At 71.5% G+C, this 24,314-nt stretch carries 18 protein-coding genes and 2 tRNA genes; 12 read left to right on the top strand and 8 right to left on the bottom strand.

Annotated features, from left to right (window positions below):
• Positions 1-92: 92 nt before the first annotated feature.
• Together FRAAL_RS25415 and FRAAL_RS25410 are read left to right on the top strand one after the other, a co-directional pair.
• A tRNA-Gln gene (locus FRAAL_RS25415) sits at positions 93-164 on the top strand.
• Between the two features lie 94 nt (positions 165-258).
• Positions 259-331 (top strand) — tRNA-Glu (locus tag FRAAL_RS25410).
• Between the two features lie 117 nt (positions 332-448).
• Here the strand turns inward: FRAAL_RS25410 and FRAAL_RS25405 are convergent.
• Positions 449-733 carry a hypothetical protein gene (locus FRAAL_RS25405; RefSeq protein ID WP_041941000.1) on the bottom strand — a complete coding sequence of 95 codons (285 nt, stop codon included), beginning with the start codon at positions 731-733 and terminating at the stop codon, positions 449-451.
• A gap of 201 nt (positions 734-934) precedes the next feature.
• On the opposite strand from FRAAL_RS25405, the gene FRAAL_RS25400 reads away from it, so the two are divergent.
• Complete coding sequence (locus FRAAL_RS25400) at positions 935-2,515, top strand: sensor histidine kinase (protein WP_011606900.1); 1,581 nt, start codon at positions 935-937, stop codon at positions 2,513-2,515.
• Between the two features lie 258 nt (positions 2,516-2,773).
• Here the strand turns inward: FRAAL_RS25400 and FRAAL_RS25395 are convergent, their stop codons facing one another.
• Positions 2,774-4,918: a serine/threonine-protein kinase gene (locus tag FRAAL_RS25395; protein WP_041940999.1), complete on the bottom strand. Its 2,145-nt coding sequence runs from the start codon at positions 4,916-4,918 to the stop codon at positions 2,774-2,776.
• Between the two features lie 468 nt (positions 4,919-5,386).
• Complete coding sequence (locus FRAAL_RS25390) at positions 5,387-6,094, bottom strand: IclR family transcriptional regulator (RefSeq protein WP_011606898.1); 708 nt, start codon at positions 6,092-6,094, stop codon at positions 5,387-5,389.
• Between the two features lie 156 nt (positions 6,095-6,250).
• Between FRAAL_RS25390 and leuC the strand changes: the two genes are divergently transcribed.
• From leuC to FRAAL_RS25375, 3 genes are all read left to right on the top strand, one after another.
• The gene (gene leuC, locus FRAAL_RS25385) at positions 6,251-7,648 is read left to right on the top strand and encodes a 3-isopropylmalate dehydratase large subunit (RefSeq protein ID WP_011606897.1); all 1,398 of its coding nucleotides are present in this window, start codon (positions 6,251-6,253) and stop codon (positions 7,646-7,648) included.
• 100 nt (positions 7,649-7,748) lie between these two features.
• Positions 7,749-8,336 (top strand): 3-isopropylmalate dehydratase small subunit, encoded by a 588-nt coding sequence (gene leuD, locus FRAAL_RS25380; RefSeq protein WP_011606896.1) that lies wholly within the window; start codon positions 7,749-7,751, stop codon positions 8,334-8,336.
• 521 nt (positions 8,337-8,857) lie between these two features.
• Positions 8,858-9,142 (top strand): HU family DNA-binding protein, encoded by a 285-nt coding sequence (locus tag FRAAL_RS25375; protein WP_009742300.1) that lies wholly within the window; start codon positions 8,858-8,860, stop codon positions 9,140-9,142.
• 20 nt (positions 9,143-9,162) lie between these two features.
• Here the strand turns inward: FRAAL_RS25375 and FRAAL_RS25370 are convergent, their stop codons facing one another.
• Positions 9,163-11,361, bottom strand: a complete 2,199-nt coding sequence (locus FRAAL_RS25370; RefSeq protein WP_041939767.1) for an RNA degradosome polyphosphate kinase — start codon at positions 11,359-11,361, stop codon at positions 9,163-9,165.
• 351 nt (positions 11,362-11,712) lie between these two features.
• On the opposite strand from FRAAL_RS25370, the gene FRAAL_RS25365 reads away from it, so the two are divergent.
• Positions 11,713-12,801: a transglutaminase family protein gene (locus FRAAL_RS25365; protein WP_041939766.1), complete on the top strand. Its 1,089-nt coding sequence runs from the start codon at positions 11,713-11,715 to the stop codon at positions 12,799-12,801.
• A gap of 245 nt (positions 12,802-13,046) precedes the next feature.
• Positions 13,047-15,560: a putative bifunctional diguanylate cyclase/phosphodiesterase gene (locus tag FRAAL_RS25360; RefSeq protein ID WP_041939765.1), complete on the top strand. Its 2,514-nt coding sequence runs from the start codon at positions 13,047-13,049 to the stop codon at positions 15,558-15,560.
• A gap of 48 nt (positions 15,561-15,608) precedes the next feature.
• On the opposite strand, the gene cofC is transcribed toward FRAAL_RS25360, so the two are convergent.
• Complete coding sequence (gene cofC, locus FRAAL_RS25355; RefSeq protein ID WP_041939764.1) at positions 15,609-16,361, bottom strand: 2-phospho-L-lactate guanylyltransferase; 753 nt, start codon at positions 16,359-16,361, stop codon at positions 15,609-15,611.
• A 538-nt stretch (positions 16,362-16,899) separates the two neighbouring features.
• Between cofC and FRAAL_RS25345 the strand changes: the two genes are divergently transcribed.
• Positions 16,900-17,910: an NAD(P)H-dependent glycerol-3-phosphate dehydrogenase gene (locus FRAAL_RS25345; protein ID WP_173402706.1), complete on the top strand. Its 1,011-nt coding sequence runs from the start codon at positions 16,900-16,902 to the stop codon at positions 17,908-17,910.
• Here the strand turns inward: FRAAL_RS25345 and murA are convergent.
• Positions 17,858-19,276, bottom strand: coding sequence for a UDP-N-acetylglucosamine 1-carboxyvinyltransferase (gene murA / locus FRAAL_RS25340; RefSeq protein ID WP_231861745.1), 1,419 nt, complete (start codon positions 19,274-19,276; stop codon positions 17,858-17,860). The two genes, FRAAL_RS25345 and murA, sit on opposite strands and share 53 nt — an antisense overlap.
• A gap of 185 nt (positions 19,277-19,461) precedes the next feature.
• Positions 19,462-20,298 (bottom strand): bifunctional hydroxymethylpyrimidine kinase/phosphomethylpyrimidine kinase, encoded by an 837-nt coding sequence (gene thiD / locus FRAAL_RS25335; RefSeq protein WP_041939763.1) that lies wholly within the window; start codon positions 20,296-20,298, stop codon positions 19,462-19,464.
• 115 nt (positions 20,299-20,413) lie between these two features.
• Here thiD and FRAAL_RS36445 point away from each other — a divergent pair, with 115 nt between their 5' ends.
• Positions 20,414-20,800 carry an Lrp/AsnC ligand binding domain-containing protein gene (locus tag FRAAL_RS36445; RefSeq protein WP_256788535.1) on the top strand — a complete coding sequence of 129 codons (387 nt, stop codon included), beginning with the start codon at positions 20,414-20,416 and terminating at the stop codon, positions 20,798-20,800.
• Positions 20,801-21,025: 225 nt separating this feature from the next.
• Positions 21,026-21,643: a DUF3515 family protein gene (locus tag FRAAL_RS25325; protein ID WP_231861346.1), complete on the top strand. Its 618-nt coding sequence runs from the start codon at positions 21,026-21,028 to the stop codon at positions 21,641-21,643.
• 47 nt (positions 21,644-21,690) lie between these two features.
• On the opposite strand, the gene FRAAL_RS25320 is transcribed toward FRAAL_RS25325, so the two are convergent.
• The gene (locus FRAAL_RS25320) at positions 21,691-22,794 is read right to left on the bottom strand and encodes a D-alanine--D-alanine ligase family protein (protein ID WP_011606884.1); all 1,104 of its coding nucleotides are present in this window, start codon (positions 22,792-22,794) and stop codon (positions 21,691-21,693) included.
• A 344-nt stretch (positions 22,795-23,138) separates the two neighbouring features.
• Here FRAAL_RS25320 and FRAAL_RS25315 point away from each other — a divergent pair, with 344 nt between their 5' ends.
• The gene (locus tag FRAAL_RS25315; RefSeq protein ID WP_157892218.1) at positions 23,139-24,308 is read left to right on the top strand and encodes an HNH endonuclease signature motif containing protein; all 1,170 of its coding nucleotides are present in this window, start codon (positions 23,139-23,141) and stop codon (positions 24,306-24,308) included.
• The last annotated feature ends 6 nt before the right edge of the window (positions 24,309-24,314 follow it).

Genomic DNA, 24,314 nt, shown 5'->3' with positions numbered 1-24,314 from the left:
GGTGTCGGGGATGACGGGTGTGCATCGGACCCCCGGAGCGCAGACGACCCCGCGTCATGAGGTACAGTGGGCAACGCCCGAACAGGGCCCCATGGGGTATGGGGTAATTGGCAGCCCAACGGATTCTGGCTCCGTTAGTCTAGGTTCGAGTCCTGGTACCCCAGCTGCACCAAAGGTCGGAGTTGCACCGCTTCGATGGACTGCTCCGGTATCGTGTACAGTACGACGTGCACCTCAGCACGGAATAGCGAAAGTCTTGGCCCCGTCGTCTAGCGGCCCAGGACGCCGCCCTCTCAAGGCGGTAGCGCCGGTTCGAATCCGGTCGGGGCTACAACGGGTTTATCTTCCTTCTTCGCAGAGGATCAGAGATATGCCCACCTCCCAGAACTCACGATGGCCCCCGGATTTCCCTCCGGGGGCCATCGTCATGTCAGGGACCAGGTGCCGCCTACCGCACGACGGTGAGGCGGGGCATGGCGGCCGGGTGGCGGGCCATCGCGCACTCCCGGCAGCTGCAGGAGGCGGGACCGCCCCAGCCGTGCACCTCGGCCTCGGGACCGACCAGTCCACCCTGGGCCGACGCGACGAGCCGAAGCTGCGGGCGGGCCGGGTGGGTCAGGACGGCGGGCCCGGCGGGCTCGTCGGTGGCGCCGGCCGTCGACGGGCCGCCGCGTCCCGCGGTCGGCGGAACGATCGCGGACGCGGTCGAGGCTGTCAGGGCCACTGGGGGCACGGTGTCCTCCTCCATGGGCGGCCGTCCTGGGGCCACCTCGCGGACCACAGCCTGGCGGCGCGACCAAGGTTCGCGCCATGCTCCGTTGAGCCCGGTCCCGAGTGGTGCGGATGGCCTAGTCAAACCTGGGCACTGTCGCCATGCGACACCACCCTTGACAACCATGGTGCTCCCGGGTTGGAACGGTAGAAACTTGCGCGGATGTCCACCGTCAGTCCATCGACGCCCGAACGGGCCCGGCGCCGGCACGGCAGCGCCCACGCGGGTCGCGTCGCGCGCCGCGCCGGACGGCTGCGTTCGGCCGGGGCGGCGGGGCCGGAGGGCGAGGGCGGGGGATCGCAGCCGGGGATGGGCCGGCGCCTCACCGCGCTGCTCCCGCAGGGTCGCGGTCTGCCGATCGAGGACTGGACGGCCCGGCACACTCTCATGTGCCTGGTGCTGGCGATGCACCTGCCGGTCATCGTCGGCTACGCAATCTGGCAGAACCTGAGCCTCGCCCACGGGTTCCTGGCGGCCAGCCCGCCTGCCCTGCTGTTCGCCGCCGCGGTCGTGCCCGGCCGGCGCCGGGTCCGTGCCCTTGCCGCGAGCCTCGGCCTGCTGTGCTGCTCGGTCGTGCTCGTGCACATCTCCGACGGCCTCACCCCGATGTACTTCCACTTCTTCGTGGTCGTGGCGTTGATCGCGCTGTATGAGGAGTGGACGGTCTACCTGCTGGCCATCGCGTTCGTGTTCGTCGCGAACCTGGCGATGGGAAACATCGTCAGCGCCGGCGCGGCGGTGCTGGACAACGCCTGGCTGCTCGCCGGCCTGCACGCGGGTTTCATCTTCGCCCTCGCCTGCGCGCAGATGGTCTTCTGGCACTACAACGAGCAGTCCCGGCGGCGGGTGGAGCATTACCGCCAGCAGCTCTACGAGGGCCAGCAGAGCCTGATGGCCCGGCTGGAGGAGACCGACCGCATCCGCAGCGACCTCGTCGCGACCGTCTCGCACGAGTTCCGCACGCCGCTGACCGGAATCCGAGGGAACTTGCTCACCATCAAGCGGCGCCGCAACCGGCTCTCCGACGCCCAGCTCGACGATCTGCTGGATGCCGCGGTGAACTACTCCGACCGGCTCTCTCGCCTGCTGGAGAACATGCTGACGGCCGCCACGGCCACCGGCACGGACGAGACGACCATCGCCGATCTGCCGGAGGTGGTCCGGCATGTGATCGCCAACCTGTCGTACACCAGCTCGCCCAGCAGCATCACGGTGGATCTGCCGCCCGAACTACCCGTGCGGATGGCGCGGCAGGCCCTCATCCAGGTGGTGGCGAACCTGGTCGACAACGCCCTGGTGCACTCCTGGCCGGGTGCGCCCGTGCGGCTGATCGCGGGTCGGGTCGGCGACGAGGTCGTTCTCCGCGTCCGCAACCCCGGGCCCGACCTCGACCCCGGCACGATCCGCCAGCTCTTCGAACCGTTCACGCAGCGGGACGGCACCGCCACCCGGCCCACCGACGGTGCCGGCATGGGCCTGTACGTCGTCCGGCGGCTCGTCGAGGTGCACGGTGGGCGGCTGCGGATGTCGTCGGAAAACGGCGAGATCATCGTCGAGGTCGACCTGTGGGCGGCCACCGCTCACGCGGCCCTCACGCCGGAGCCGGAGGCGGCGCTGCCGGTGCCCATGCCGCTACCCCGCAGCATCCGGGCGGACGACGAGGAGCCTCGCGTGCGGCGGCTGGGCGGCGGTCCGCTGGCCCGGGACGACCTCCGGTCGCTGCCCATGGACAAGCTCGGCTGAGCGGCGGCCTGACCCCCCACGCCTGTGCCGGCCGAAACGCCGAACAGGTGGCGGCCGTGTGTTCGATGAGATCCGGGGCGGTGATGACCGCGATCTGGTTCGGACGGAGAGGCGGCAGCTGGGATCCGTCCCGGGTAGCCGACCACGCCGCACGGGCGGACCTGTCGGCCGCGACTCCCGCCGCACGCGAGGCAGGAGTCGCGGCTTCGCCGGTAGTCGGGCGGGCCGCGGAGGAGTGCCGGGGCCCGCCCGATCGCGTCAGGCCTTCGTGGCCGTCGTGGGAGCTGTCGACGGGGTCGGCGCGGGTGCGGCCGTCGTCGGGGCCGGGGCCGGCTTGGTGCAGGTCACCGTCAGCGTCACCGTGGTGGAGTGCCGGGCGCGCTGTCCTGTCGGCGCGTACCCGGAGATCTTGCTCGTCTCACCGTTGGCGCACGCGCCGTTGACCGCGGTAGAGGTGAAGCCGGCCCAGTAGAGCTGCCACTTGCCGTCCGACTCCGACATCCCGGTGACGTTCGGGACCTGGGCGCAGTCCTCGACCTGGAGGCTGATGGCCGTCGTCCTGGCGACCTTGCCGGTCTTCGGGGACTGATGGGCGACGTTGTCGGCCTTGCCGGTGTTGTAGCAGCCGAAGGTCTTGTTGACGTTCGTGAAACCGGCGGACTTCAGCGTGTTCACCGCCGTGTCGGCCGCGCTGCCCTCGGTGTTGGGGACCGTCGCCGTGCCATCGTCGGTCGGCGATGGCGATGGGCTGCTGCCCGCGGTCGGGCTGCCGGCCGGGGTCGTGGCCGCGGCGGAGGCGCCGGCCGACGGGTGCGCGCCGGGCGCGGGGGTGTCCTTCGCCCCGGGCCGGCCGGCGACTGCTCCGGGGGCACTTCCATCGACGCCGACCGCGATGCCGGGCGCACCGGCACCGGGGGAACCGGCGGCCGGGGCGCCCGCGCTCGGATCGGCCGAGGACTCGACGGCGAGGTCGGCGGACAACGCCGTGTCGGTGCTGCCGCCGGACGCGAGTGCCCAGCCCCCGGCCCCGGCGACAAGGGCGACGACGAGACCGGCACCGGCCGCGATCCGGGTGCGCCGGCGGCGGTCGGCCGCCGCCCGTGAACCGCCCCCGGCGGCTCCGCCGGACGCTCCGGGCTGCTTGCTGGCCGGAATCGCCGACATCACCGTGTTCGTGTCGGCGGCGGGGCCACCGGAGCGGGCGGGAACGCGTACCGCGGGGCTCATCCCGGTCGGCGCGTCGCTGTCCCAACCGCCGCGATCGCCGCTCTGGGTGCCGGTCACCGGGGCGATCCGGGTGTGCTCGGGCTCGCCGCCGTTCCAGCCGTTGACCTTCGTCGCGGCCGCGGTGAGGCTGCCCGCGATCTGGGTGTGTTCGAGGTCGTTCCAGGCACCGGCGCCCGCGGCGGCCCCGACGGCCGCCGCGGGCCGGACCACCCGCCGGGTGGCGGTCGGTGCTGCCGGCCGCTCGCCGGCCCGCCGGTGGAAGGCGCCGGTCGGCGCCGCCTCGTCGGGGAGCGCGCCGGGTCCCGAACTGCGCGCGGCGCCGGCCCGGTCGCGCTTGTCGGAGGCGCCCGCAGCGCCGCGCAGGCCCACCTCGAGCGCGTCGCTGAGGTCGTCGGCCGCGTCGGCGGCGCTCGCCGGCCGTCGCCGCGGGGACTTGGCAAGCATGCCGACGAGCACGTCCCACACCGGCGCCGGCACCCCGGCGATGGGCTGCGGGTCGTCCTCCCGGTGCGCCCGCAGCAGTTCCGCGGGATTCGTCGAGTCGAACGGGGGCGATCCGGCAAGGAGCTCGTAGAGCACCACTCCCGCCGAGTAGACGTCGGCGGCGGGGGTCGGCGGGGCGCCGGTGCCGAGCTCGGGCGCCATGTAGAGGGGGGTGCCGATCGGCCCGGTCGCGCTGATGCGGGACGGAGTGCTGATCACGCGGGCGATGCCGAAGTCGGTGAGGCGGACGATCGGGCGGTCGGGCTGGGAGGTGTCGATGAGGATGTTCTCGGGCTTGACATCCCGGTGGACGATGCCGGCGGCGTGCACGCTGTCGAGCGCCCAGAGGGTGCCGATCGCCAGCCGGACCGCCTCCTGGGCCGGCCGCGGGCCGAACTCGCGCAGGTGCGCCCGCAAGTCGTGGCCCTCGACGAGATCCATCACGATGGCCAGCGCGTCCGGCTCGTTGACGAGGTCGCGGACGGCGACCAGATCGGGGCTGTCGAGATCCACGAGGAGATCCCACTCCCGCAGGAACCGCTCGACGATCTCCGGGTCGCCCGCCAGCTCGGGACGCAGCACCTTGATCGCCACCGCGGCGTCGTCCTGGACCCGGACACCTCGCCAGACCTGGCCGGTCGTACCCTGCCCGAGCAGCTCGTGCAGTACGTACCGCGAACCCAGTTTGCGCACCGCGCCCTGTCCCTCCTTGGCGCCGCACGAGGCGGCCGAACCTACGGCGGCGCCGCCCGCGGGCGGCGACCGCCCGGCCATGCGGAACCCGGAAGAGTCCTCCGGACGGGCGCCCCCAGTGCGCGGGCGACCTATATCGCTTGCTCGCTGGATGGCAATGACCCCACTGGGTCATCCGGCCTACTTCTCCGATCATCCGAGACGGACGACTCGAACAGGCTACGACGGCGGAAGGACACTGCCTGCGGCGGGGGAGACCCGTGCCACCGGGACGCCGACATGCGCCCGGCGGGCGTAGTCCGCGTTCCGTTTGGTTGTGGGGCCCGATCGGGGCATCCGCAATCTCGAGAAAGCCAGGACAAGCGGGGAAAACGTGTCCGCGTGGTCACGCCAGCCGCACGCAGGGCCCGACCGGACGGGCCGGCCGGCCGATCTCCGGTGGCCTGGGGTTGACGGCGGGTGGATGCGTCAGTCGACGGCCGATGTCGACAGCCGTGCCGCCGCGGCGAGCACGGCCGCCCCGTGCCGGCGCCCGGGCGATCGGGTCAGGCGCTCCAGCGGGCCGGACAGCGACACCGCCGCGATCACTGCCCCCGACTCCCCGCGCACGGGGGCGGACACCGAGGCCAGACCGGTCTCCCGCTCGCCGACGCTCTCGGCCCACCCGCGCTCGCGCACCAGGGCGAGCGTCGTGCTGTCGAACGGTGCGGCGGCAAGCAGGTCGGGGGCGGGGTGATCCGCGAACGCGAGCAGGACCTGCGCCCCTGACCCCGCCGTCATCGGCAGCGCGGCGCCGACCGGCACCGTGTCGCGCAGGCCGCTCGCCCGTTCGGAGGCGGCCACACACAGTCGCAGCGCGCCGCGCCGGACGTAGAGCTGGGTGCTCTCTCCGGTGACGTCGCGCAGGTCGGTAAGGATCCGGTCGGCTCGGTCGAGCACGTCCCACGGCAGCGGGGTGGCCACCCCGGCCGCCAGCCGCGGGCCGGGGACGAACCGGCCGGCGCCGTCCCGTCCGACGAGGCGGTGAATCTCGAGCGCACTGGCCAGGCGGTGCGCGGTCGCCCGGGTGAGCCCGGTCCGAGCCACCAGGTCGGCGAGGGAGGCCGGCCCCTGCTCCACCACGGCCAGGACGAGTGCTGCTTTGTCCAGGACCCCGACTCCGCTAGGCTGTTCCATAAGTTGATACTGCCATCCCAAATAATGGGATAGCAAGGATGCTGAGATGGCAGGATCGGGTCGACGGCGCGGCACCTGGTCGTTGCACGACCCCGAACTCAGGACAGTCGGACGACCGCGCGGGCAGCTTGCCCGGCGCAGGGAGGGGAGTGGGCCATGGGGCGCACACTCGCGGAGAAGGTCTGGGACGCCCACGTGGTGCGCCGCGCCGACGGTGAACCGGATCTGCTCTACATCGATCTGCACCTCGTGCACGAGGTCACCTCGCCGCAGGCGTTCGAGGCGCTGCGGCTGGCCGGGCGGCCGCTGCGCCGTCCCGACCTGACCCTCGCCACCGAGGATCACAACGTGCCGACCACGAACACGCTCGCGCCGATCGCGGATCCGATCTCCGCGGCCCAGGTCGAGGCGCTGCGCAAGAACTGCGCGGAGTTCGGGGTGCGGCTGTACCCGATGAACGACCCCGGCCAGGGGATCGTCCACGTCGTCGGCCCGCAGCTCGGGCTGTCCCAGCCGGGGATGACGATCGTGTGCGGCGACAGCCACACCTCCACCCACGGCGCGTTCGGGGCGCTGGCCTTCGGCATCGGCACCAGCCAGGTCGAACATGTGCTCGCAACCCAGACGCTGCCGCAGAGCCGCCCGAAGACGATGGCGGTCACGGTCGACGGCGACCTGCCGGCCGGCGTCACCGCGAAGGACCTCATCCTGGCGATCATCGCCCGGATCGGCACCGGTGGCGGTGCCGGGCACGTCATCGAGTACCGCGGCGCGGCGGTCCGGGGCCTGTCGATGGAGGGCCGGATGACCGTCTGCAACATGTCCATCGAGGCCGGGGCGCGGGCCGGGATGATCGCTCCCGACGACACGACGTTCGAGTACCTCGCCGGTCGGGCACACGCCGCCACCGGACCGGACTGGGACCAGGCTGTGGCCTACTGGCGCACGCTGGCCTCGGACGACGACGCCGTGTTCGACCGGGAGGTCGTCATCGACGCCGCGAGCCTCACCCCGTACGTGACCTGGGGGACCAATCCGGGCCAGGCGGCGCCGCTGGGATCGCTGATCCCCGCGCCCGCCGACTACGCGGACCCGGCCGCGCGGGCCTCCGTCGAACGTGCGCTGACCTATATGGGACTCACGGCGGGAACGCCGTTGTCCGAGGTGACCGTCGACACGGTCTTCATCGGCTCCTGCACCAACGGCCGGCTCAGCGACCTGCGGGCCGCGGCCGACGTGCTGCGTGGCCGACGCGTGGCCGACGGTGTCCGGGCCCTGGTCGTCCCCGGGTCGATGCAGGTCAAGGCCGAGGCCGAGGCGGAGGGGCTCGACGAGGTCTTCCGGGCCGCGGGGGCGGAGTGGCGCAGCGCCGGCTGCTCGATGTGCCTCGGGATGAACCCGGACACGCTGCGTCCGGGGGAGCGCAGCGCGTCCACGTCGAACCGGAACTTCGAGGGACGCCAGGGTCCGGGCGGGCGGACCCACCTCGTCTCGCCGGCGGTCGCCGCCGCCACCGCGGTCACCGGCCAGCTCACCGCCCCGGCTCAGCTGTAGGCCGCGCCTGCGTGGTCGCCGTTCCCGTCGAACCGGCGGGTGCCCGCGACCGCGACCGCCATCCGATCACGACATCGTCCAGAGGGGAGCGTTTCCGGCGATGGAGGCGTTCACGATTCACACCGGTCGGGCCGTGCCGCTGCGGCGCAGCGACGTCGACACCGACCAGATCATTCCGAGCGAGTGGCTCAAGCGCATCGAGCGCACCGGGTTCGGTGCCGGTCTGTTCTCCGAGTGGCGGGCCGACGAGGGGTTCGTGCTCAACAACCCGGCCTACGCCGAGGCGTCGATCCTGATTGCGGGCCCCGACTTCGGCACCGGCTCGTCGCGTGAGCACGCCGTGTGGGCGCTGCAGGACTACGGCTTCCGGGCGGTGATCTCGCCCCGGTTCGCCGACATCTTCCGGGGCAACGCGCTCGGCAACGGGCTGCTGCCGGTTCAGCTGCCGGCGGAGACGGTCGAGACCCTGCAGACGGCCGCGGAGCAGGACCCGTCCGTCGAGATCACTGTCGATCTGGCCGCGCGCGAGGTGCGGGGAGCCGGACTGGTGGCCCCGTTCGAACTCGACGACTTCACCCGCTGGCGGCTGATGGAGGGGCTCGACGACGTCGGCCTGACGCTGCGGCACGAGGAGCTGATCACCGGCTTCGAGGCGACCCGGCCGGCCTGGCTGCCCTCGGCGGTGTAGTGCCACGGGCGGGCGCTGCGACGTCGGCAGCGGCTCCGCCGGGGGGTTGCGTGCCGGCCGGGCGCAGGACTGCGGCACAGTCGATTCGGCCGCCCTACTCGACCATCGGCCCCGATGTGATGAAAATAACATCGGGGCCGATGTATGGGCAGGTCCGCCCGAGTGGGCGGCCGACTACCGACTGACGCCGCCCCGTCCGTCATCGCCTGTGGCGTTTGGTCGATTACGTAGCAGAGCTGGTCCCACGGTGGCGGAGGCGGCTGGCTACCAAAGCGTGACATTGTGCCCAAAAAAACAGACGCCTATCGTTACTCAACGTGATGAAACTACCGGATGCTGCGCGCTGGCCGTACAGCACGCATCCCGTCGCCCACTGGCTCGAACCCGTTGACGTGCGGGTTTGTGTGACGCGACACGCTCGTGGGAATTGCCCTCGACAGTGGAGATGCCTACGGTGCAGCGCAGTGTGATGCCCGATCTGCTCCCCACCCCGCGCCTGCGGGGGGCGTCCGGAGGTTGTTGTGAACAAGTCCCAGTTGGTTGACCGCATCGCCCAGCAGATCGAGGGCGGACGGTCGAACGCCACCAAAGCCGTCGACGCCGTGTTCGACGCCATTCAGGAAGCCGTCGCCAGCGGCGAGAAGGTGACCATCACCGGATTCGGCGTGTTCGAGCGGGTCGAGCGGGCCGCGCGCACCGGGCGCAACCCGGCGACGGGCGAGCCCGTGCACGTCGCGGCCTCGGTGGTGCCGAAGTTCCGGCCCGGCTCCGAGTTCAAGTCGAGCGTCTCCGCGAGCGGCGACTGATCCACGGTGCGGGCGCCGGGCTACCGGTGCCCGCGCCGCATGGCCTCCGCCATGAGGTCGTGTTGGTAGTCCGACAGCCGGACGTCGTCCGGTCCGGCCGTCCGCCTCTCCCACCGGCCGTCGGACTGCAGCACCCACCCGGACACCTCGTCGGAGAAGGCGTGATCGAGGATGCGGCGCACGGTGTCGCGGCGCTCCGGATGCGGCACCCGGACGAGCGCCTCGATCCGCCTGTCCAGGTTGCGATGCATCATGTCGGCACTACCGATCCAGAACTCGTCCGAGGACGCGAACTCCAGGACCCGGCTGTGCTCCAGGAAGCGGCCGAGGATCGACCGGACGTGCACCGTCTCCGACAGGCCCGGTACGCCGGGCCGTAGGGCGCAGATACCCCGCACCAGGCAGTGCACGGGAACACCCACCATGGACGCGCGGTAGAGCGCGTCGATCACCTGCTCGTCGACCAGGCTGTTCACCTTGAGGCGGATGCCGCACGGACGGCCCTCCTGCGCCGCCCGCGCCTCCGCGGAGATGCGCTGCAGGATCCCGTCCCGCATGTGCTGCGGAGCGACCAGCAGCGATCGGTACTCGGTCTGCCGGCTGTACCCGGTGAGCACGTTGAACAGGTCGGTGAGGTCGGCGCCCACCTCCGGATCGGCGGTGAGCAGGCCGAGGTCCTCGTAGAGCCGCGCGGTCTTGGGGTTGTAGTTGCCGGTGCCCACGTGGCAGTACCGGCGCAGCCCTCCGCGCTCCTGCCGGACGACCAGGCAGGTCTTGCAGTGGGTCTTCAACCCGATCAGACCGTAGACGACGTGGCAGCCGGCCCGCTCCAGCTCCCGCGCCCATCGGATGTTGGCGCTCTCGTCGAACCGCGCCTTGATCTCGACCAGCACGACGACCTGCTTGCCCGCCTCGGCCGCCGAGACGAGGGCATCCACGATCGGGGAGTCGCCCGACGTGCGGTAGAGCGTCTGCTTGATGGCCAGGACGTGCGGATCGGCGGCGGCCTGTTCGATGAACCTCTGCACCGAGGTCGTGAACGAGTCGTACGGATGGTGAACGAGGATGTCACCTTCGCGCAGCACACTGAAGAAGTCGGGGGTTTCCCCCTCTTCGGTGATCAGTCGAGGATGAGTGATCGGTACCCGGGGCGCGTCCTTCAGCTCCGGCCGGTCGACGTCGTACAGGGCCCACAGGGCCGACAGGTCCAGCATTCCCGCGACTCGGTGTACCTCCCGTTCGGTCACCTCGAGCTCGCGCATGAGCAGCGCCAGCAGGTCGGAATCGATGTCGTCGTCGACCTCCAGCCGGACGGCGGGACCGAAGCGTCGGCGGGCCAGCTCCCGCTCGAGGGCCTGCAGCAGATCCTCCGCCTCGTCCTCCTCGACCTCGAGGTCGGCGTTGCGAGTGACCCGGAACAGGTGGGAGTTGATCACCTCCATGCCGGGGAACAGCTGGTCGAGGTGGGCGGCGATCAACTCTTCGAGCGGGACGAAACAGGCGCTCTGCGCCGGCGTCGGGCCATCGGCGGGGAAGTCCGCGGCCGGATCCACCGCGACGGCGACCAGCCGCGGCACGTTCTGTGGCACCTTCACCCGGGCGAAGTGGTCGACCTCCCCGCCCGGCTCGCGGACCTGAACAGCGAGGTTGAGCGACAGGCCGCTGATGTAGGGGAACGGATGCGCCGGGTCGACCGCGAGCGGGGTGAGCACCGGGAAGATCTGCTCGTGGAAATAGTCGTGCAGGTGTTCCCGCTGGGCCTCGCTGAGCTGGGACCAGAACCGGATGCTGATCCCGGCGTGCGCCAGCGACGGCACGACCTCGTCGGTGAAGCAGCGCGAGTGCCGCTCCGTCAGCTGGGCGGTCGCCCGGCTGACCAGGTCGAGCTGCTCGCGTGCGCTCAGGCCGTCGGCCGAGCGGACCGCGAGCCCGGTGGCCTCGCGGCGCATCAGACCGGCGACCCGGACCATGTAGAACTCGTCGAGGTTGCTGGCGAAGATCGCCAGGAACTTGGCCCGCTCCAACAAGGGCGTGGCGACGTCCTCCGCGAGCGCGAGCACCCGGGCATTGAAATCGAGCCACGACGCCTCGCGGTTGATGAACCGATCGGCCGGCAGATCGGACGGCGCGGGCGGGCGGGGCGCCTCCAGAGGTTCGAGCAGGCCGCTGCGGGCCTTGCGCTGAGGCTGTTCTGGACGGGTCGCCACCAGCTCGCTCATGCCTGTAGATGGTGCCAGCCGACGGTGAACTCGGCAGCGCGGGACGATGTCCGGATACGGCGGTGGTGATGACGCATCGGGGGCATCACGGCGGGCCACCGGTTCGATCCGTGCCCGTTGTAGTGGTCTGGTCGCCGCTCGGTGGTTGCGCGTCGGGTTCCGGGAGCCATGGTTAACGGCGTGGAAACAGTCGAAGGCGACGATCGGCAGCGTGATGGAAACATCCGCCGTTGACCGGTCTTTCCTCTCGAAACTGGTCCTTGTGGCCGTTCCTCGGTCAAGTGTGCGCTGTGTGTCTGATATCACATGCAATGGCGGGCTGGTGCTGGAGCGGGGAGACCTCGGGTGAGGATGGCGGATCCGTTCGAACCAGGCGGGGCTGCGACGCTGCCGCAACCCCCGACGGCGTCCGGGGGTGATCTGCCCGCCGGGGACCATCCAGGGGCGGCTGCCGCCGACCTGACCGACTTCACCGACCCGACTGCACAGATCGACCCGACTGCACAGATCGACCCGACTGCACAGATCGACCTGACCGCCCTGCCGGCTGGAACGCGGGTGACCTATCGGGTCACGCAGCGCTTCCGCTACACCTACGACGGCGATGCCATTGATCTGGTGCACCGGCTCGTCGTGGTCCCGCCGAATAGACATGGCGACCAGACCGTCCGCGACGCTCGGCTGGCGGTCTCCTCCGACGCGGCGCGTACCACCTGGCGACGTGGCGCCGACGGGACGCGCAGTGCGCTGGTGCGCCTCGACCGGGTACCGCCCAGACTCGACTTCGAGGTGACCGTGACGGTCGACCGAATTGCCGGGGGTGCCCGGCCTTGGCTGCGGGCCACGGCGCTCGCCGGCCGTCGGCTGCTCGACGCCACCCCACTGACCGCGCCGGACGCCGCGCTCACCGCGGCTGCCCGCGCCCTGGCCACCGACGATCCGGCGGCGACGGCACGCCGGTTCTGCGGCTGGGTGCACAGCCGGATCCGCTATGTCCCCGGCAGCACGGACGTGACGACCACCGCGGCCCAGGCCCTTGCCGGCGGCTCGGGGGTCTGCCAGGACCAGGCGCATGTGATGCTCGCCCTGTGCCGCGCGGCGGGGCTGCCCGCCCGCTATGTGTCCGGGCATCTCGTCGGGGACGGCCCGTCGCATGCCTGGGTGGAGGTCGTCATGAGCGATGGGGCGGCCGATGGCGTTCCCCGGACCGGCGCGGAGGGAGGGGTGGCGACCGGCGCGGCCAGCTGGGAACCCGGCGCTCTCGCGGTCGCCTACGATCCGTGCCACGACCGGCTTGCGGATCTTCGTTACGTGACGATCGCGGTCGGCCGCGACTACTCCGACGTCGCGCCGACGTCCGGCTGGTACACCGGAGCGGGGCGGGGGACCCTGGCCGCCAGTCAGCAGGTCACCGTCGTCGACGTCCAACCCGTGTCGTGATTCCCCGTCGGGGTGCGCCGCTTCCAGGGGTCGGAGCGTGACGGTCGCCACGGTGAACGCCCGAGAGGACCGCGCGGCACGCGAGGCATCTACCTACTCTTTGTGGTAGAGCGGTCACGCGCTACTTTGGCGACGGGCGTCCACGCGCTTGTTGATGACATGCGGTGATTTGCCTGGTTGTTTCCGTCGCTCAAGGATCCTCTGTCCCAGGCGGCCGACGCACGGGGAGAAGGGCGGGACAGGGGATGCTCGTCAACGCCGCCGCAATCGCTGCCGGCCTGATCGCGACGCTGAGCTGCGCATGGGCCGGGCGCCGGCTCGGCCGGCCCCGCGGCCGCTGGCTGGTCTGGCTGGCGTTCGCGCTGACCGCCTGGACCGTGGGGCAGGCGGCCTGGACCCTGCGTCGCTGGGATCGGCTCGCCACCGCCCGCCCGTCGGTCGCGGATGTCGGGTACCTCGCCGACGCCGGGCAGCTCGCCATGCCCGTCCTGGCCCTCGCCGCGCTCGCTGCGGTACCGGCGAGCCGGGCGCGGCGTTCCCGGGCCCGCTGCTCGCTGCTCGCCTCCTCGACCTCGGGCGGGGGACGGGGCGAGACGGGCTGGCCCGTCGGCGCAGGCACACGGCTGAGCCGCCTCGCCGACGGCGTACGGTCCGCCGGCGGGGCCGGCGGTGCGGGTGGCGATGGTGACCCGGGAGGTGGTGGCGGGGGAGGCGCGGGCGGAGGGTTCCGGTCCACCGGCGGGCTCGTCGGCGTTCCGTCCACCGCTCTGGACGAGATCATCCTTGGCGGTTCACTGTTCCTGCTCACCTGGTCGGGCATCCTGGCCGGCCTCGGTGAGGCCGACGCCGCCGACGTCGCAGGGGGCGAAAGCGGCGTCGGGGTGCTGCGACACCTGATAATGGTCGCGCACCCGATCGTCGTCCTCGTCCTGGCGCTCGCGGTCCTGCACGTCGCGGGCTTTCGCCAGCCGGTCGACCTGCCGGCCGTCGCCGCGGCCGGGACCGGCCTGGTGTTCCTGGCCGTGGTCGGAGCCTGGTGCACGCAGGTCGGCGGCGATGCCGGCCGACTGGGGAGCTCGCTGGCGGGCCTTGGCGCGGTGATCGGCGCTCTGCTCGTCGTCCTGGCTGCGTGGCGTGCGGGTTGGGCGGGCGACGGCGTCCGGGCGGCCCGGGACAGGCCATGCGGCGACCTCGTCGGCTGGCTGCGTCTTGCGCTGCCCTATGTGCCCGCCGCGGGAGTCGCCGCGCTGATGCTCGACCGATCGAGGGCAGGTGTCGTGCTCGACCCGGTCGAGATCGTGGTCGGCTCGGCCCTGATCGCCGCGGTCCTCGTCCGGCAGATGGTCACCCTGCGGGCGAGCCAGCGACTGATCGCCCTCGTCGGGAACGCCGAGCGCGAGGCGCGGCACTGGACGTCCCACGATCCGCTCACCGAGCTCGCCAACCGCACACTGTTCCACCGGCGGCTGACCGACGCCCTCGCCGCCAGCCGTCACGACGGTCGGGACGTCGCCGTCCTGTACTGCGACCTCGATGACTTCCGCATCATCAACGACAGCCTCGGTCATGCGGCCGGGGACCATCTGCTGCGTGCCGTCGGCCAGCGCCTGCGACACTGCGTGGGCGCCACGGACACCGTCGCCCGGCTGGGCTCCGACGAGTTCGCCGTGCTGCTCGACGGGGGGCGGGAGCTGCCCGAGACGGTTGCCGAACGCGTGCTCGCGGCCCTGCGCCAACCCGTGTCGGTGGGTGGCCATCACTGGGCCGTACGGGGCAGCGTGGGGCTGGTCGTGGCCGGCCGCACCCAGGAGACGACCGAGGCCCTGCTGCGCCGGGCCGACACAGCCGTGCACGCGGCGAAGCGGACGGGCAAGAACCGCCTGGTCGTCTATCGGCCCGGGCAGTGCGTCACTGCCGGCCCCCACCTCGTCGCCGGCACCCATCTCGCCGACGCACTGGCCACCGCGCTGCGCCGGGGTGGCCGATCGGCCGGGTTCGACGTCCATTACCAGCCCATCGTGCGCCTGCGCGACCGCAGTCCCGTCGCCCTGGAGGCACTCGCCCGGTGGACGGCGCCGGGCCGCGGGCCGGTGCCGCCCGGCACCTTCGTCGCCGCGGCGGAGAACGGCGGCATCGTCGGCGCGCTTGACGACACGATCCTCACCCAGGCCTGCGCCGAGATAGCGCTGGCCTACCCGGACTCCACGTTGCGCCTGCACGTGAACGTCTCGGCCAGCAGGGTCACCGACACCACCCTGCTCGACAGCGTTGCCCGCGCGCTCGCCGCCAGTCGCTTCGATCCCCGGCGCCTGGTGGTCGAGATCACCGAGACGAGCCGGATCGACGACCTGCATGGTGCGCGCGAGGTGCTCGACGAGGTGCGTGCGCTGGGCGTCGCCGTCGCTCTGGACGACGTCGGCGCGGGCAACAGCACGCTTGCCGCGATGCACCTGCTTCCCGTGGACGTCGTGAAGCTGGATCGGACGCTGCTGGAGCCGCCGCAGGACGGGGGCCGGGCCGCGGCGATGCGCCGCTCCATGATTGTTCTGGCACACGCGCTCGGCGCCGTCGTCGTGGCCGAGGGCATCGAGCGCGAGGGCCAGATCGCCGAGCTGGAGGAGCTTGGGTGCGAGCTGGGCCAGGGATTCCTCTTTGCGCGGCCGGGTCCGCTGCCGCTCCCCCCGATCCGGCCGTGGCCCCCGTCCGGTGGCCGGCTGCCGGCCGCCAGGCCCATGCGAGGGGCGGACCTGGGCGGCTGACGACGTCGCCTGCGCGGCGGTCCCTGCCGGGCAGGCAGCCGAGCCTGGTCAGGGCACCGGCGCCTGGCCGACCAGGAGCGCTGCCGCTGTTGCACCGCCCACCCCGAGGTGACGTGCCTGCGCGAGATCATCGACAGTGTCAACGTCGCGTCGCAGCCCGGGAACCGAGGATCCGAGGGCGTCGGTCAGGTCGACGGCGCCTGAGCGACGGTGCGCATCGTGGCTGAGCGGTCCGAACGACGGGCCCAGCGGCGACCCGGTCGTGGCGGTGAGCAACACGGTGCCCGTGCCCGCGGCGTCGGCGAGGACCGCGCGGCGGTGACTGCCGGCGGCGGCCAGGGCCTGGTGCAGCTCCGCGGTCCGCAGCGCCGGCAGATCCCCGGAGAGGGCCGCCAGCGAACGCCCTGGCCAGCGGTCCGCCGCGAGCTCTGCGCCGTGCGCCAGGGCCGGATTCAGCCCCTGATCGGGGGTGTCCGGAACGATGACGAGGCGGGCCCGCTCCTGCGTCGACAGCGCGCGGGCCGGCGTCCGGCCCGCTTCGTGTCCGGCGCTGACGTCACCCTGGTCCCGCAACCGCGACAGCGCCCGGCGGACCGTCTGGTCATTGGTCACGATCACGACGGCGCCGACGAGATCGGTTGCCGAGGCGAGCACGGCCGTCACGGTGTCGAGGGCCATCGCGAGCGCCAGCAGGCTTCGGTCCGGCCGGTCCAGCCGGCTCTTCGCCCGTGCCAGGTTCTTCAGGGGCAGAAGGACCGTCCAGGACGCCCCGCCTCGTGGGAGCCACACGAAGGTGACCATAGGCCATGACGCCGCGTGGCGTCGCGAGCCGCACGCCCCGGTCCGGTCGATGGCCAGCGAAGGACGAGGGGATATCGCAAGAATCGGCCGACGCCTCGCCTTGGTCGTGGGGTGAGCGTCGTCCGCACGCGTATCCCCAGTGTCCGCCTCCGATCGCTGCCCGCGTTGATCGTGTGGGCGGCGGACGCGGCCCTTCGCTGAGCGTGGCCTCTTGGCGATGGAGCTGTGGGAATCTCCCTGGTGGGTGGCAACGTCGCTGGTGAGCGCCGCATCTTGCGCGATGCCCGCCAGAGCGGCGTCTACGGTCGAGTGTGAGGACGCGGTGGGCACGCCATCGCAGCGTCGGGGTGCTCGCCGCACCGGACGCCGACGCCGGTCCCGTGACCCATCCGGAGGGAACCATTACCGCCGATCCCAACAACCGATCCGAGGATGCCGCGAGCGGTGTCGCGGCCCCGCCCCCGGCCTCGGCCCGGCCGGGCGGAGCCCGCGTCGTCGCGACCGAGGGCGGTCGTCGCGCCGCTCCCCGGAGGACGAGGTGAGGCGGGCGGCGGTGCTGACCGCCGGGTCGTGGGGGACCGTCTTCGCGAAGGTCCTTGCGGATGCGGGCGCCCGGGTCGACCTGGTCGCGCGGGACCCGGAGGTCGTCCGCTCAATCAACAACCGGCACGTCAACCCGCGCTACCTGCCCTCCGTCCAGCTCCCCGACCGGATCCGGGCGAGGTCCGATCCGGGCGGCGCGTTGGCGGGCGCTGAGCTCGTGGTGCTGGCCGTTCCCTCCCAGGCGCTGCGTTCGGTGCTCAGTCGCTGGGTACCGCGGATCGCTCCCGACGCGATCTACGTCAGTCTGATGAAGGGAGTCGAGGCGGGTAGCCGGCTGCGCATGAGCCAGGTCATCGCCGAGGTCGCCGGAGTGACGCCGGACCGGATCGCGGTCGTCAGCGGCCCGAACCTGGCCCATGAGATCGCCGCGGAGCATCCGGCGGCGACCGTGGTGGCCAGCACCTCGGCCCGGACGGCGGAAGTCGTCCAGGCCGCCTGCTGGACCCCGTACTTCCGGCCCTACACCAACCATGATGTGACGGGTTGCGAGCTCGGCGGCGCGGTGAAGAACGTCATCGCTCTTGCTGCGGGCATGCTCGAGGGGATGGGTTTCGGCACCAACAGCCTCGCCTCCCTGATCACCCGGGGCCTGGCCGAGACGGCACGGCTCGGCATCGCGCTGGGCGCCGAACCGATGACCTTCGCCGGCCTGGCGGGGCTCGGCGACCTCGTGGCGACCTGTGGCTCACCGCTGTCGCGCAACCGGACCTTCGGCGAGAAGCTGGGGCGCGGACTCAGCCTGGAGCAGGTGGAGGCGGAGCAGCGGCAGGTCGCGGAGGGGGTGCGGTCCTGTCGACCGTTGCTCGCCATGGCCGATCAGTTCGGCGTCTCGATGCCCATCACGCAACAGGTCGAGCGGGTGCTCTACGAGGGGCTGCCGCCGTTGGAGGCGGTCAAGGACCTGATGAGCCGGGAGCCGGGACCGGAGTACCGACCACATCGGTGATGATCGGTGCCAGATCGAAGGGCCCGGCTGCGTGGGGGGCGGGTACCGGATCGGCGTCGACGCGGGCTCCGATCGAGCGGAGTTTGCCGATCGGGTCCTCGTATCCGCGTTCGAGGAACCTGGTCCCGCGGATGACGCTCGTTCCGTCCGCTACCAGCGCGGCGAGCACATAGGCGAAGCCCGCCCGCAGGTCGGGAATCGTAAGATCACCGCCGGTGAGGGGCGTCGGGCCGCTCACGACCGCCGAGTGCTCGAAGTCGCGTGCGGCGAACCGGCACGACTTTCCGCCGAGGCAGAGCGTCGACAGCGCGATGTCGGCCCCCATCTCCGCGAGTTGGCGGGTGTAACCGAACCGGTCCTCGTAGATCGTCTCATGGATCACCGAGACTCCCCGGGCCTGTGTCAACAGCACCACCAGCGGCTGCTGCCAGTCGGTCATGAAGCCGGGGTGCACGTCGGTCTGCACATGGGCGGCGTTGAGCGGCCGGGCTCGGAAGAACGTCAGGCCACGCGGGGTCACCTCGAACTCGCCGCCGAGCCGGCGCAGGTGGTTCAGGAACGTCATCAGGTGTTCCTGCCGGGCGCCGATCACCTCCACCCGGCCCCCGGTGGCGACCGCGGCGGCGGCGAACGAGGCCACCTCGATCCGGTCGTGGATGGGCGCGTGCGTGGCGCCGCGCAGCGTTGCGACGCCCTGGACGACGATCGTCCGATCGGCCTCCACGTCGACCAGGGCGCCCATCTGCTGCAGGAACAGGATGAGGTCGACGACCTCCGGTTCCACCGCGGCGTTGGAGATCACCGTGGTGCCCTGCGCGCGCACCGCCGCGAGCAGCAGGTTCTCGGTCGCGCCGACGCTCGGGAACGGCAGGGCGACGTGGGTGCCGCGCAGGCCGAGGGTCTTGACCTGCACGGAACGCACCTGTTCGACGATCTCCGCACCCATCGCCCGCAGCCCGGCGAGATGGAAGTCGACGGGTCGTTTCCCGATGCGGCACCCGCCGGGGAGCGGGATCACGGCCTCGCCGACGCGGTGCAGCAGCGGACCCATCATGAGGATCGGGATGCGGTTCACCCCGGAGTAGGCCTCCGACAGCGAGGCGTCGACGATCTGTTCGGTGGTGAGCCGCACCGTGTGCTCGTCGAGCCATTCCACCTGGGTTCCGAGCTCCGTGAGCATGCCCAGGACGACGTCGACCTCCGCGATCCGCGGCACCCGGGTCAACGTGCACGGCTGTGCGGTGAGCAGGGTGGCCACGAGCAGCTTGGTGACCGAGTTCTTGGCACCGGACGCCTCGACCGAGCCCCGCAGCGGAACGCCGCCGCTGATCCGGTACCACCGATGGTCGGTGCCTGCCTGGGTGATGCCTGCCTGGGTGGTGCCTGCCTGGGTGGTGTCTCCCGGGGTAGCCCCTCCCTGCGTGGCCACTGCAGCACTGTTCGCCCTCACGGGCTACCTCCCACGGCGATGATGCGGATGCGTTCGGTCACATGCGGCGGGGCGATTGAACCAGACATCACACGGGCCGGCTCGGCCCGGATTGCCGCCCGCTACCTGCGGTGACGATAACCGTGATCTACTGGGCCGATCCCAGCCCCGAGGGGGAAACCGGCCGCGAGCGCGCCACTGACGTACTCCTTCGCGGCCCGAACTGCCTGCGTGGGTGAATCTCCTCGCGCCATCCTCGAGGCGATCGCCGAGGCCAGTGTGCAACCAGTGCCGTGGGTGTGTCGCCGGTCCATCCGACGGCTACGCAAGAGGATCTCCGTTGAGCCGTCGGTCAGCAGATCGACTGCATCACCAGGGAGATGACCACCCTTGATCAGTACCCAGCGCGGCCCCAGCGCGAGCATCGCCGCAGCGGCTCGGGGCAGGTCGGTCTCGTCTCGCACAGCCACACCGGTCAACAGGCGGACCTCGTCCAGGTTCGGAGTCGCGATCGTCGCCAGCGGCATGAGCTCCCGACGGACGACGTCGACCGCGTCCGGTGCGAGCAGCGGATCGCCGTGCTTCGACACGCCCACCGGATCGACCACGATCGGCGCCCCCACGCGCTCCAGCTCCGTGGCGACCAAGGCGACCAGGGCCGCCGAGGACAGCATGCCGGTCTTGACCGCGTCGACCCCGATGTCGTCCACCACCGCCCTGATCTGGGCGCGGACCGCCTCGGCCGGAAGATCCCAGACGCCATGGACGCCAAGCGAGTTCTGTGCCGTCACGGCGACGACGGCACTCATCCCATGGACACCGAACGCAAGCATCGTCTTGAGATCAGCCTGAATCCCCGCCCCGCCGCCCGAGTCGGAACCCGCGATGGTCAGTACCCGTGGCGGCGCCGCGGCCGGGGGGGCGACCGGGGATGCGGCGACGGGAGCGGATTCGATCACGGGACGCTCCGAACCCTCATGTGTCTCCTCGGGCTTCACTATCAGTAGCGAGAATCGTGGTTGCCATCACAATCGGGTACGAGGTCGGGCCGTCGGACCCCAGGATTGGGGCCGGATGAGCGTGTGGGGGGGCGTCGACCGGCGCCCGTCGGTCGAGTCGAAGAAATTCCTCGGCCTCAGAGGCTCTCATCCGGCCCGTTTGCCTGTTACCTTCTGTCGGCCCGTAGTTCTGCTCGACGGGCTGTTGACGTCCGACGAGGGAGCGTCTGTGGTCCACGCGTACATCCTTATCCAGACCGAGGTCGGCAAGTCCGCGTCGGTTGCCAAGGAGATCGAGCAGATCCCTGGGGTCACCCAGGCCGAGGACGTGACTGGTCCCTACGACGTCATCGTGCGCGCCGAAGCGCCCACGGTGGACGATCTGGGCAAGATGGTCATGTCGAGGGTGCAGTCGGTCGACGGCATCACCCGCACGCTGACCTGTCCGGTCGTCCACTTCTGACGGCCATCGGCCCGCGCCTTGGCAGGGGCGGCGGCCGTGCTGGCGCTCCGCCCGCCGATCGTTCGCGTGCCAGTCATGCGCCCGGGGATCCGGGAGGATCATGGGCAGACTCCGACCACTAGCCGGCGATGGCTGCTGTCGGTGGGGTCGCTGACCACTCGGCGGGCGGCCTCTGCGACGGCCACAATCAGGACATGACAGCAGTGGGTCGTGACAGCAGCGGTCGTGACAGAAGTGGGTCGTGACAACCACCGTCGACGTCTGCTCGCCGCTCGACGGGCGTGCCGGTCGGCGGCGGCCTGGCGGGTCACCTCGAGCAGCGCCGGCTGGCGGCCGTGGACCCGGCCCCTGGTTCTGGCGCCGCGCCGGGTGGCCGTCGGACTCACCGCCTGCGGCGCCGTGGCATGCCTGTTGATGGCCGGTTGCGGTGGGCCGGGACCGGTCCGGCTGACCAATGTCCCGGTGCCGGCGCCGGCCGACCGGGCGTCCTGCGCGGCCCTCATCCGGGTGTTGCCGTCCTCGCTCGGTCACGGCCTCGAGCGGCGTCACCTTGATCCGCCACAGGACACCGCGGCGGCCTACGGTGGCGGACCGATCGTCCTGACCTGCGGAATCTCGGGGGTGCCGGCGAGTTACCGACCGGATTCGATGCTGTCGGAGGTCGATGGTGTCGGTTGGTTCGCGGACAAGCTCGGTGAGACCGTGCGGTACTCGACTCCGACCCGATCGCCCCACGTCGTCCTCACCCTGCCGGGCTCCGCGTCGAGCGAGGTGCAACCCTTCGACATCCTGGTCTCCGTCGGCCCGGCCGTGCGCGCGCACAGCGCCTCGACGACGCCGTGACCCCCGGCGGCCGCTCGACGCCGTCCCTGGGACCGGCGGCCGGACGGTCATCGCAGTCCGGCGCCGTCACGTAGTGCAAGCCGCACGAGCCGGTCGACCAGATCCGGATAGGTGATCCCGCTCGCCGCCCACATCCTGGGGAACATCGACGTCGGGGTGAAGCCAGGCATCGTGTTGACCTCGTTGACGACCACGTGATCGTCCGGGGTGACGAACACGTCGACCCGCGCGAGTCCCGCGCAGTCGAGTGCCTCGAACGCCGCCACCGCCACCTGCCGCACTCGGGCCAGCGCCGACGGAGACAGTCGCGCGGGGATGTCGAAGCGGGTCTGGTCGGAGACGTACTTCGCCTCGAAGTCGTAGAAGCCCGTAGCCGAGGTGACTGTGATCTCGGCCGGGACGCTGGCCTGCGCACCGGGCCCGTCCAGCCGGCCGAGCACCCCGCATTCGATCTCACGTCCCGTGATCGCCGCCTCGACGAGGACCTTGGGGTCGTTCGCCCGGGCCGTCTTGACCGCCGTGTCCAGATCGGCCCAGGCATCCACGCGGCTGATGCCGATGCTGGAGCCACCGCGGGCCGGCTTGACGAAGACCGGCAGGCCCAGGCGGTCCTGGTCGGCCTCGGACAGGGTCTGGCCGGCCCGCACCACGGCGTACGGGCCGACGGGCAGGCCCGCGGCCTGAAGCATGGACTTCATGTGCTGCTTGTCCATGGCAGCCGCGCTCGCGAAGACACCTGAGCCGACGTAAGGTACCCCGGCCATCTCGAGGAGACCCTGGATGGTCCCGTCCTCGCCGAAGGGGCCGTGCAGAAGCGGGAAGACCACGTCGACGTCCCCGAGTGGGCCTTGGATGGACTCCCCGCCATCGCGCGGGTACCAACGTGCCGCGGTCGGGTCCGGAGCAAGCACGACACTCGTCCCTCGAGACGCCGTGACCTGCGGAAGCGCCCCGTCTGCCGGCGTGAGGGCCTTCGCGTCGGGCATGAAGACCCACCGCCCCGACGGGTCGATGCCGACCAGGGCGACGTCGTAGACGTCGGGGTCGAGCGCGCGCAGCACGCCGCCGGCAGACACGCAGGAGATCGCGTGCTCCGTGCTACGGCCGCCGAACAGGAGGGCGAGTCGAATCCGACGCCTGGTGCCTGCCATGCCGGGACACTAACGGATCGGCGGCCGAGGTCCGGGGCCGCACCCGGTGACGGCGTCCGGCGCCGTCACCGTTCGGGTCTGACCGGCTGGCGACGGACGGCCCGATGGCCGGCGTCGACCTGCGTCCGACCTGCGCCGGCCACGTCGATGCGGGAGTCGCAGCCACGCTGCCGCAGCGGTGGTGCATAATCGAATACATGTTCGATTCGATGTCAGGGGTCGACAAGACTCCTCAAGATGGCGAGGCCCTGTCCACCGAGGGTGAGCGCGCAGGCCGGTCCGCATCAGTGGACGCGGACCGGGCGAGTCCGCCACCCGGATCGGCCACCGTGTTCGGGCGGTCCGTGGATGATCTGAGCGATGCAGAGTGCCTCCAGCTCGACGGCCGGATCGCCCGGGAACTGGCGAGGCTCGAGGCGTGGCGCCTGCGCGTGCGGGCCAGATTCGCTCAGCTGCGTCCGCCGCTCGCGGGCGACCGGGAGGGCGTGGAGCGGGGATTCAGCGAGTTCGCCGGGGACGAGCTCGCCGCCGTCGCACGTTGCGCGCCTGCCGCCGCCGGGCGCCAGCTTGAGCTGGCAGTGGCCGTGGTCAGTCGGCTACCCGAGACACTTGCGGCGTTGGAGTCCGGCGAGATCGATCCTGACCGAGTGAGGGCGATGGCCGACGTCACGAAGAGCCTCGACGCCAGCCAGGCTCGGACGGTCGAGAACAGGGTGCTGGCACGCGGAGCGCGGGCGAGCTGCCCCAGCTTCCGATCGGCGGTGACCAGGTCGGTTCTCGCCGTCGACCCGGCCGGAGCGGACCAGCGTCGGCGCCGGCGCGAACGTGATCGCCACGTCCGAACCCGCCCCAGGGAGGACGGCATGGGGGAGCTGTTGGCGTTGCTGCCCGCGGATCGCATGGTCGCCGCCTATCGACACATCGATGCGCTGGCCCGGGACGCCGGAGGACCGGACGACGAGCGCAGTATCGGTGAGCGACGGGCCGACGTTCTGGTTGATCTGGTGCTGGGCGAGCGGCACGGCCCGGTCGCCACCGAGGTTTCGGTCGTGGTGTCCCTGGCAGCGTTGATGGGGCTATCGAGCGCACCCGGCGAGCTCGAGGGGTATGGCCCGATCCCGGCGGAGCTTGCCCGCGAACTCGCTCACGGCTCACGTTCGAGCTGGCGGCGCATCGTCACCGACCCCATCGACGGATCGGTACTCGAGGTGGGAGACAGACGCCACCCTTCGCCGGCGATGGCCCGGTTCATCCGCGCGCGGGACAGGACCTGCGTCTTTCCAGGATGCTCCAAGCCAGCCCGAGACTGCGACCTTGATCACACGACGTCGCGTGCGGACGGTGGGAGAACCCGGGTCGACAACACGGATCCACTGTGCCGTCACCACCACCGGTTGAAGCATGCCGGGATCTGGACCCTGAGCCAACCCGTGCCAGGCCACCATGTCTGGACGAGCCAGACCGGGCATCAGTTCGTCAGCGAACCCGAGCCCTACCTCGACGAAGTGGCGTAGAGCGCG

This window comes from Frankia alni ACN14a, from assembly GCF_000058485.1.
Lineage (GTDB): Bacteria > Actinomycetota > Actinomycetes > Frankiales > Frankiaceae > Frankia > Frankia alni.
The sequence above is the reverse complement of the archived record's forward strand: the minus strand, read 5'-3'. Positions and strand labels throughout refer to the sequence as shown.

Bases quoted from the DNA above. Each gene is read 5' to 3' on its own strand.
- FRAAL_RS25400 (WP_011606900.1), top strand. From the start codon at position 935: ATGTCCACCGTCAGTCCATCGACGCCCGAACGGGCCCGGCGCCGGCAC.
- FRAAL_RS25390 (WP_011606898.1), bottom strand. From the start codon at position 6,094: ATGGAACAGCCTAGCGGAGTCGGGGTCCTGGACAAAGCAGCACTCGTC.
- leuC (WP_011606897.1), top strand. From the start codon at position 6,251: ATGGGGCGCACACTCGCGGAGAAGGTCTGGGACGCCCACGTGGTGCGC.
- leuD (WP_011606896.1), top strand. From the start codon at position 7,749: ATGGAGGCGTTCACGATTCACACCGGTCGGGCCGTGCCGCTGCGGCGC.
- FRAAL_RS25370 (WP_041939767.1), bottom strand. From the start codon at position 11,361: ATGAGCGAGCTGGTGGCGACCCGTCCAGAACAGCCTCAGCGCAAGGCC.
- FRAAL_RS25365 (WP_041939766.1), top strand. From the start codon at position 11,713: ATGGCGGATCCGTTCGAACCAGGCGGGGCTGCGACGCTGCCGCAACCC.
- FRAAL_RS25360 (WP_041939765.1), top strand. From the start codon at position 13,047: ATGCTCGTCAACGCCGCCGCAATCGCTGCCGGCCTGATCGCGACGCTG.
- cofC (WP_041939764.1), bottom strand. From the start codon at position 16,361: ATGGTCACCTTCGTGTGGCTCCCACGAGGCGGGGCGTCCTGGACGGTC.
- FRAAL_RS36445 (WP_256788535.1), top strand. From the start codon at position 20,414: ATGAGCGTGTGGGGGGGCGTCGACCGGCGCCCGTCGGTCGAGTCGAAG.
- FRAAL_RS25320 (WP_011606884.1), bottom strand. From the start codon at position 22,794: ATGGCAGGCACCAGGCGTCGGATTCGACTCGCCCTCCTGTTCGGCGGC.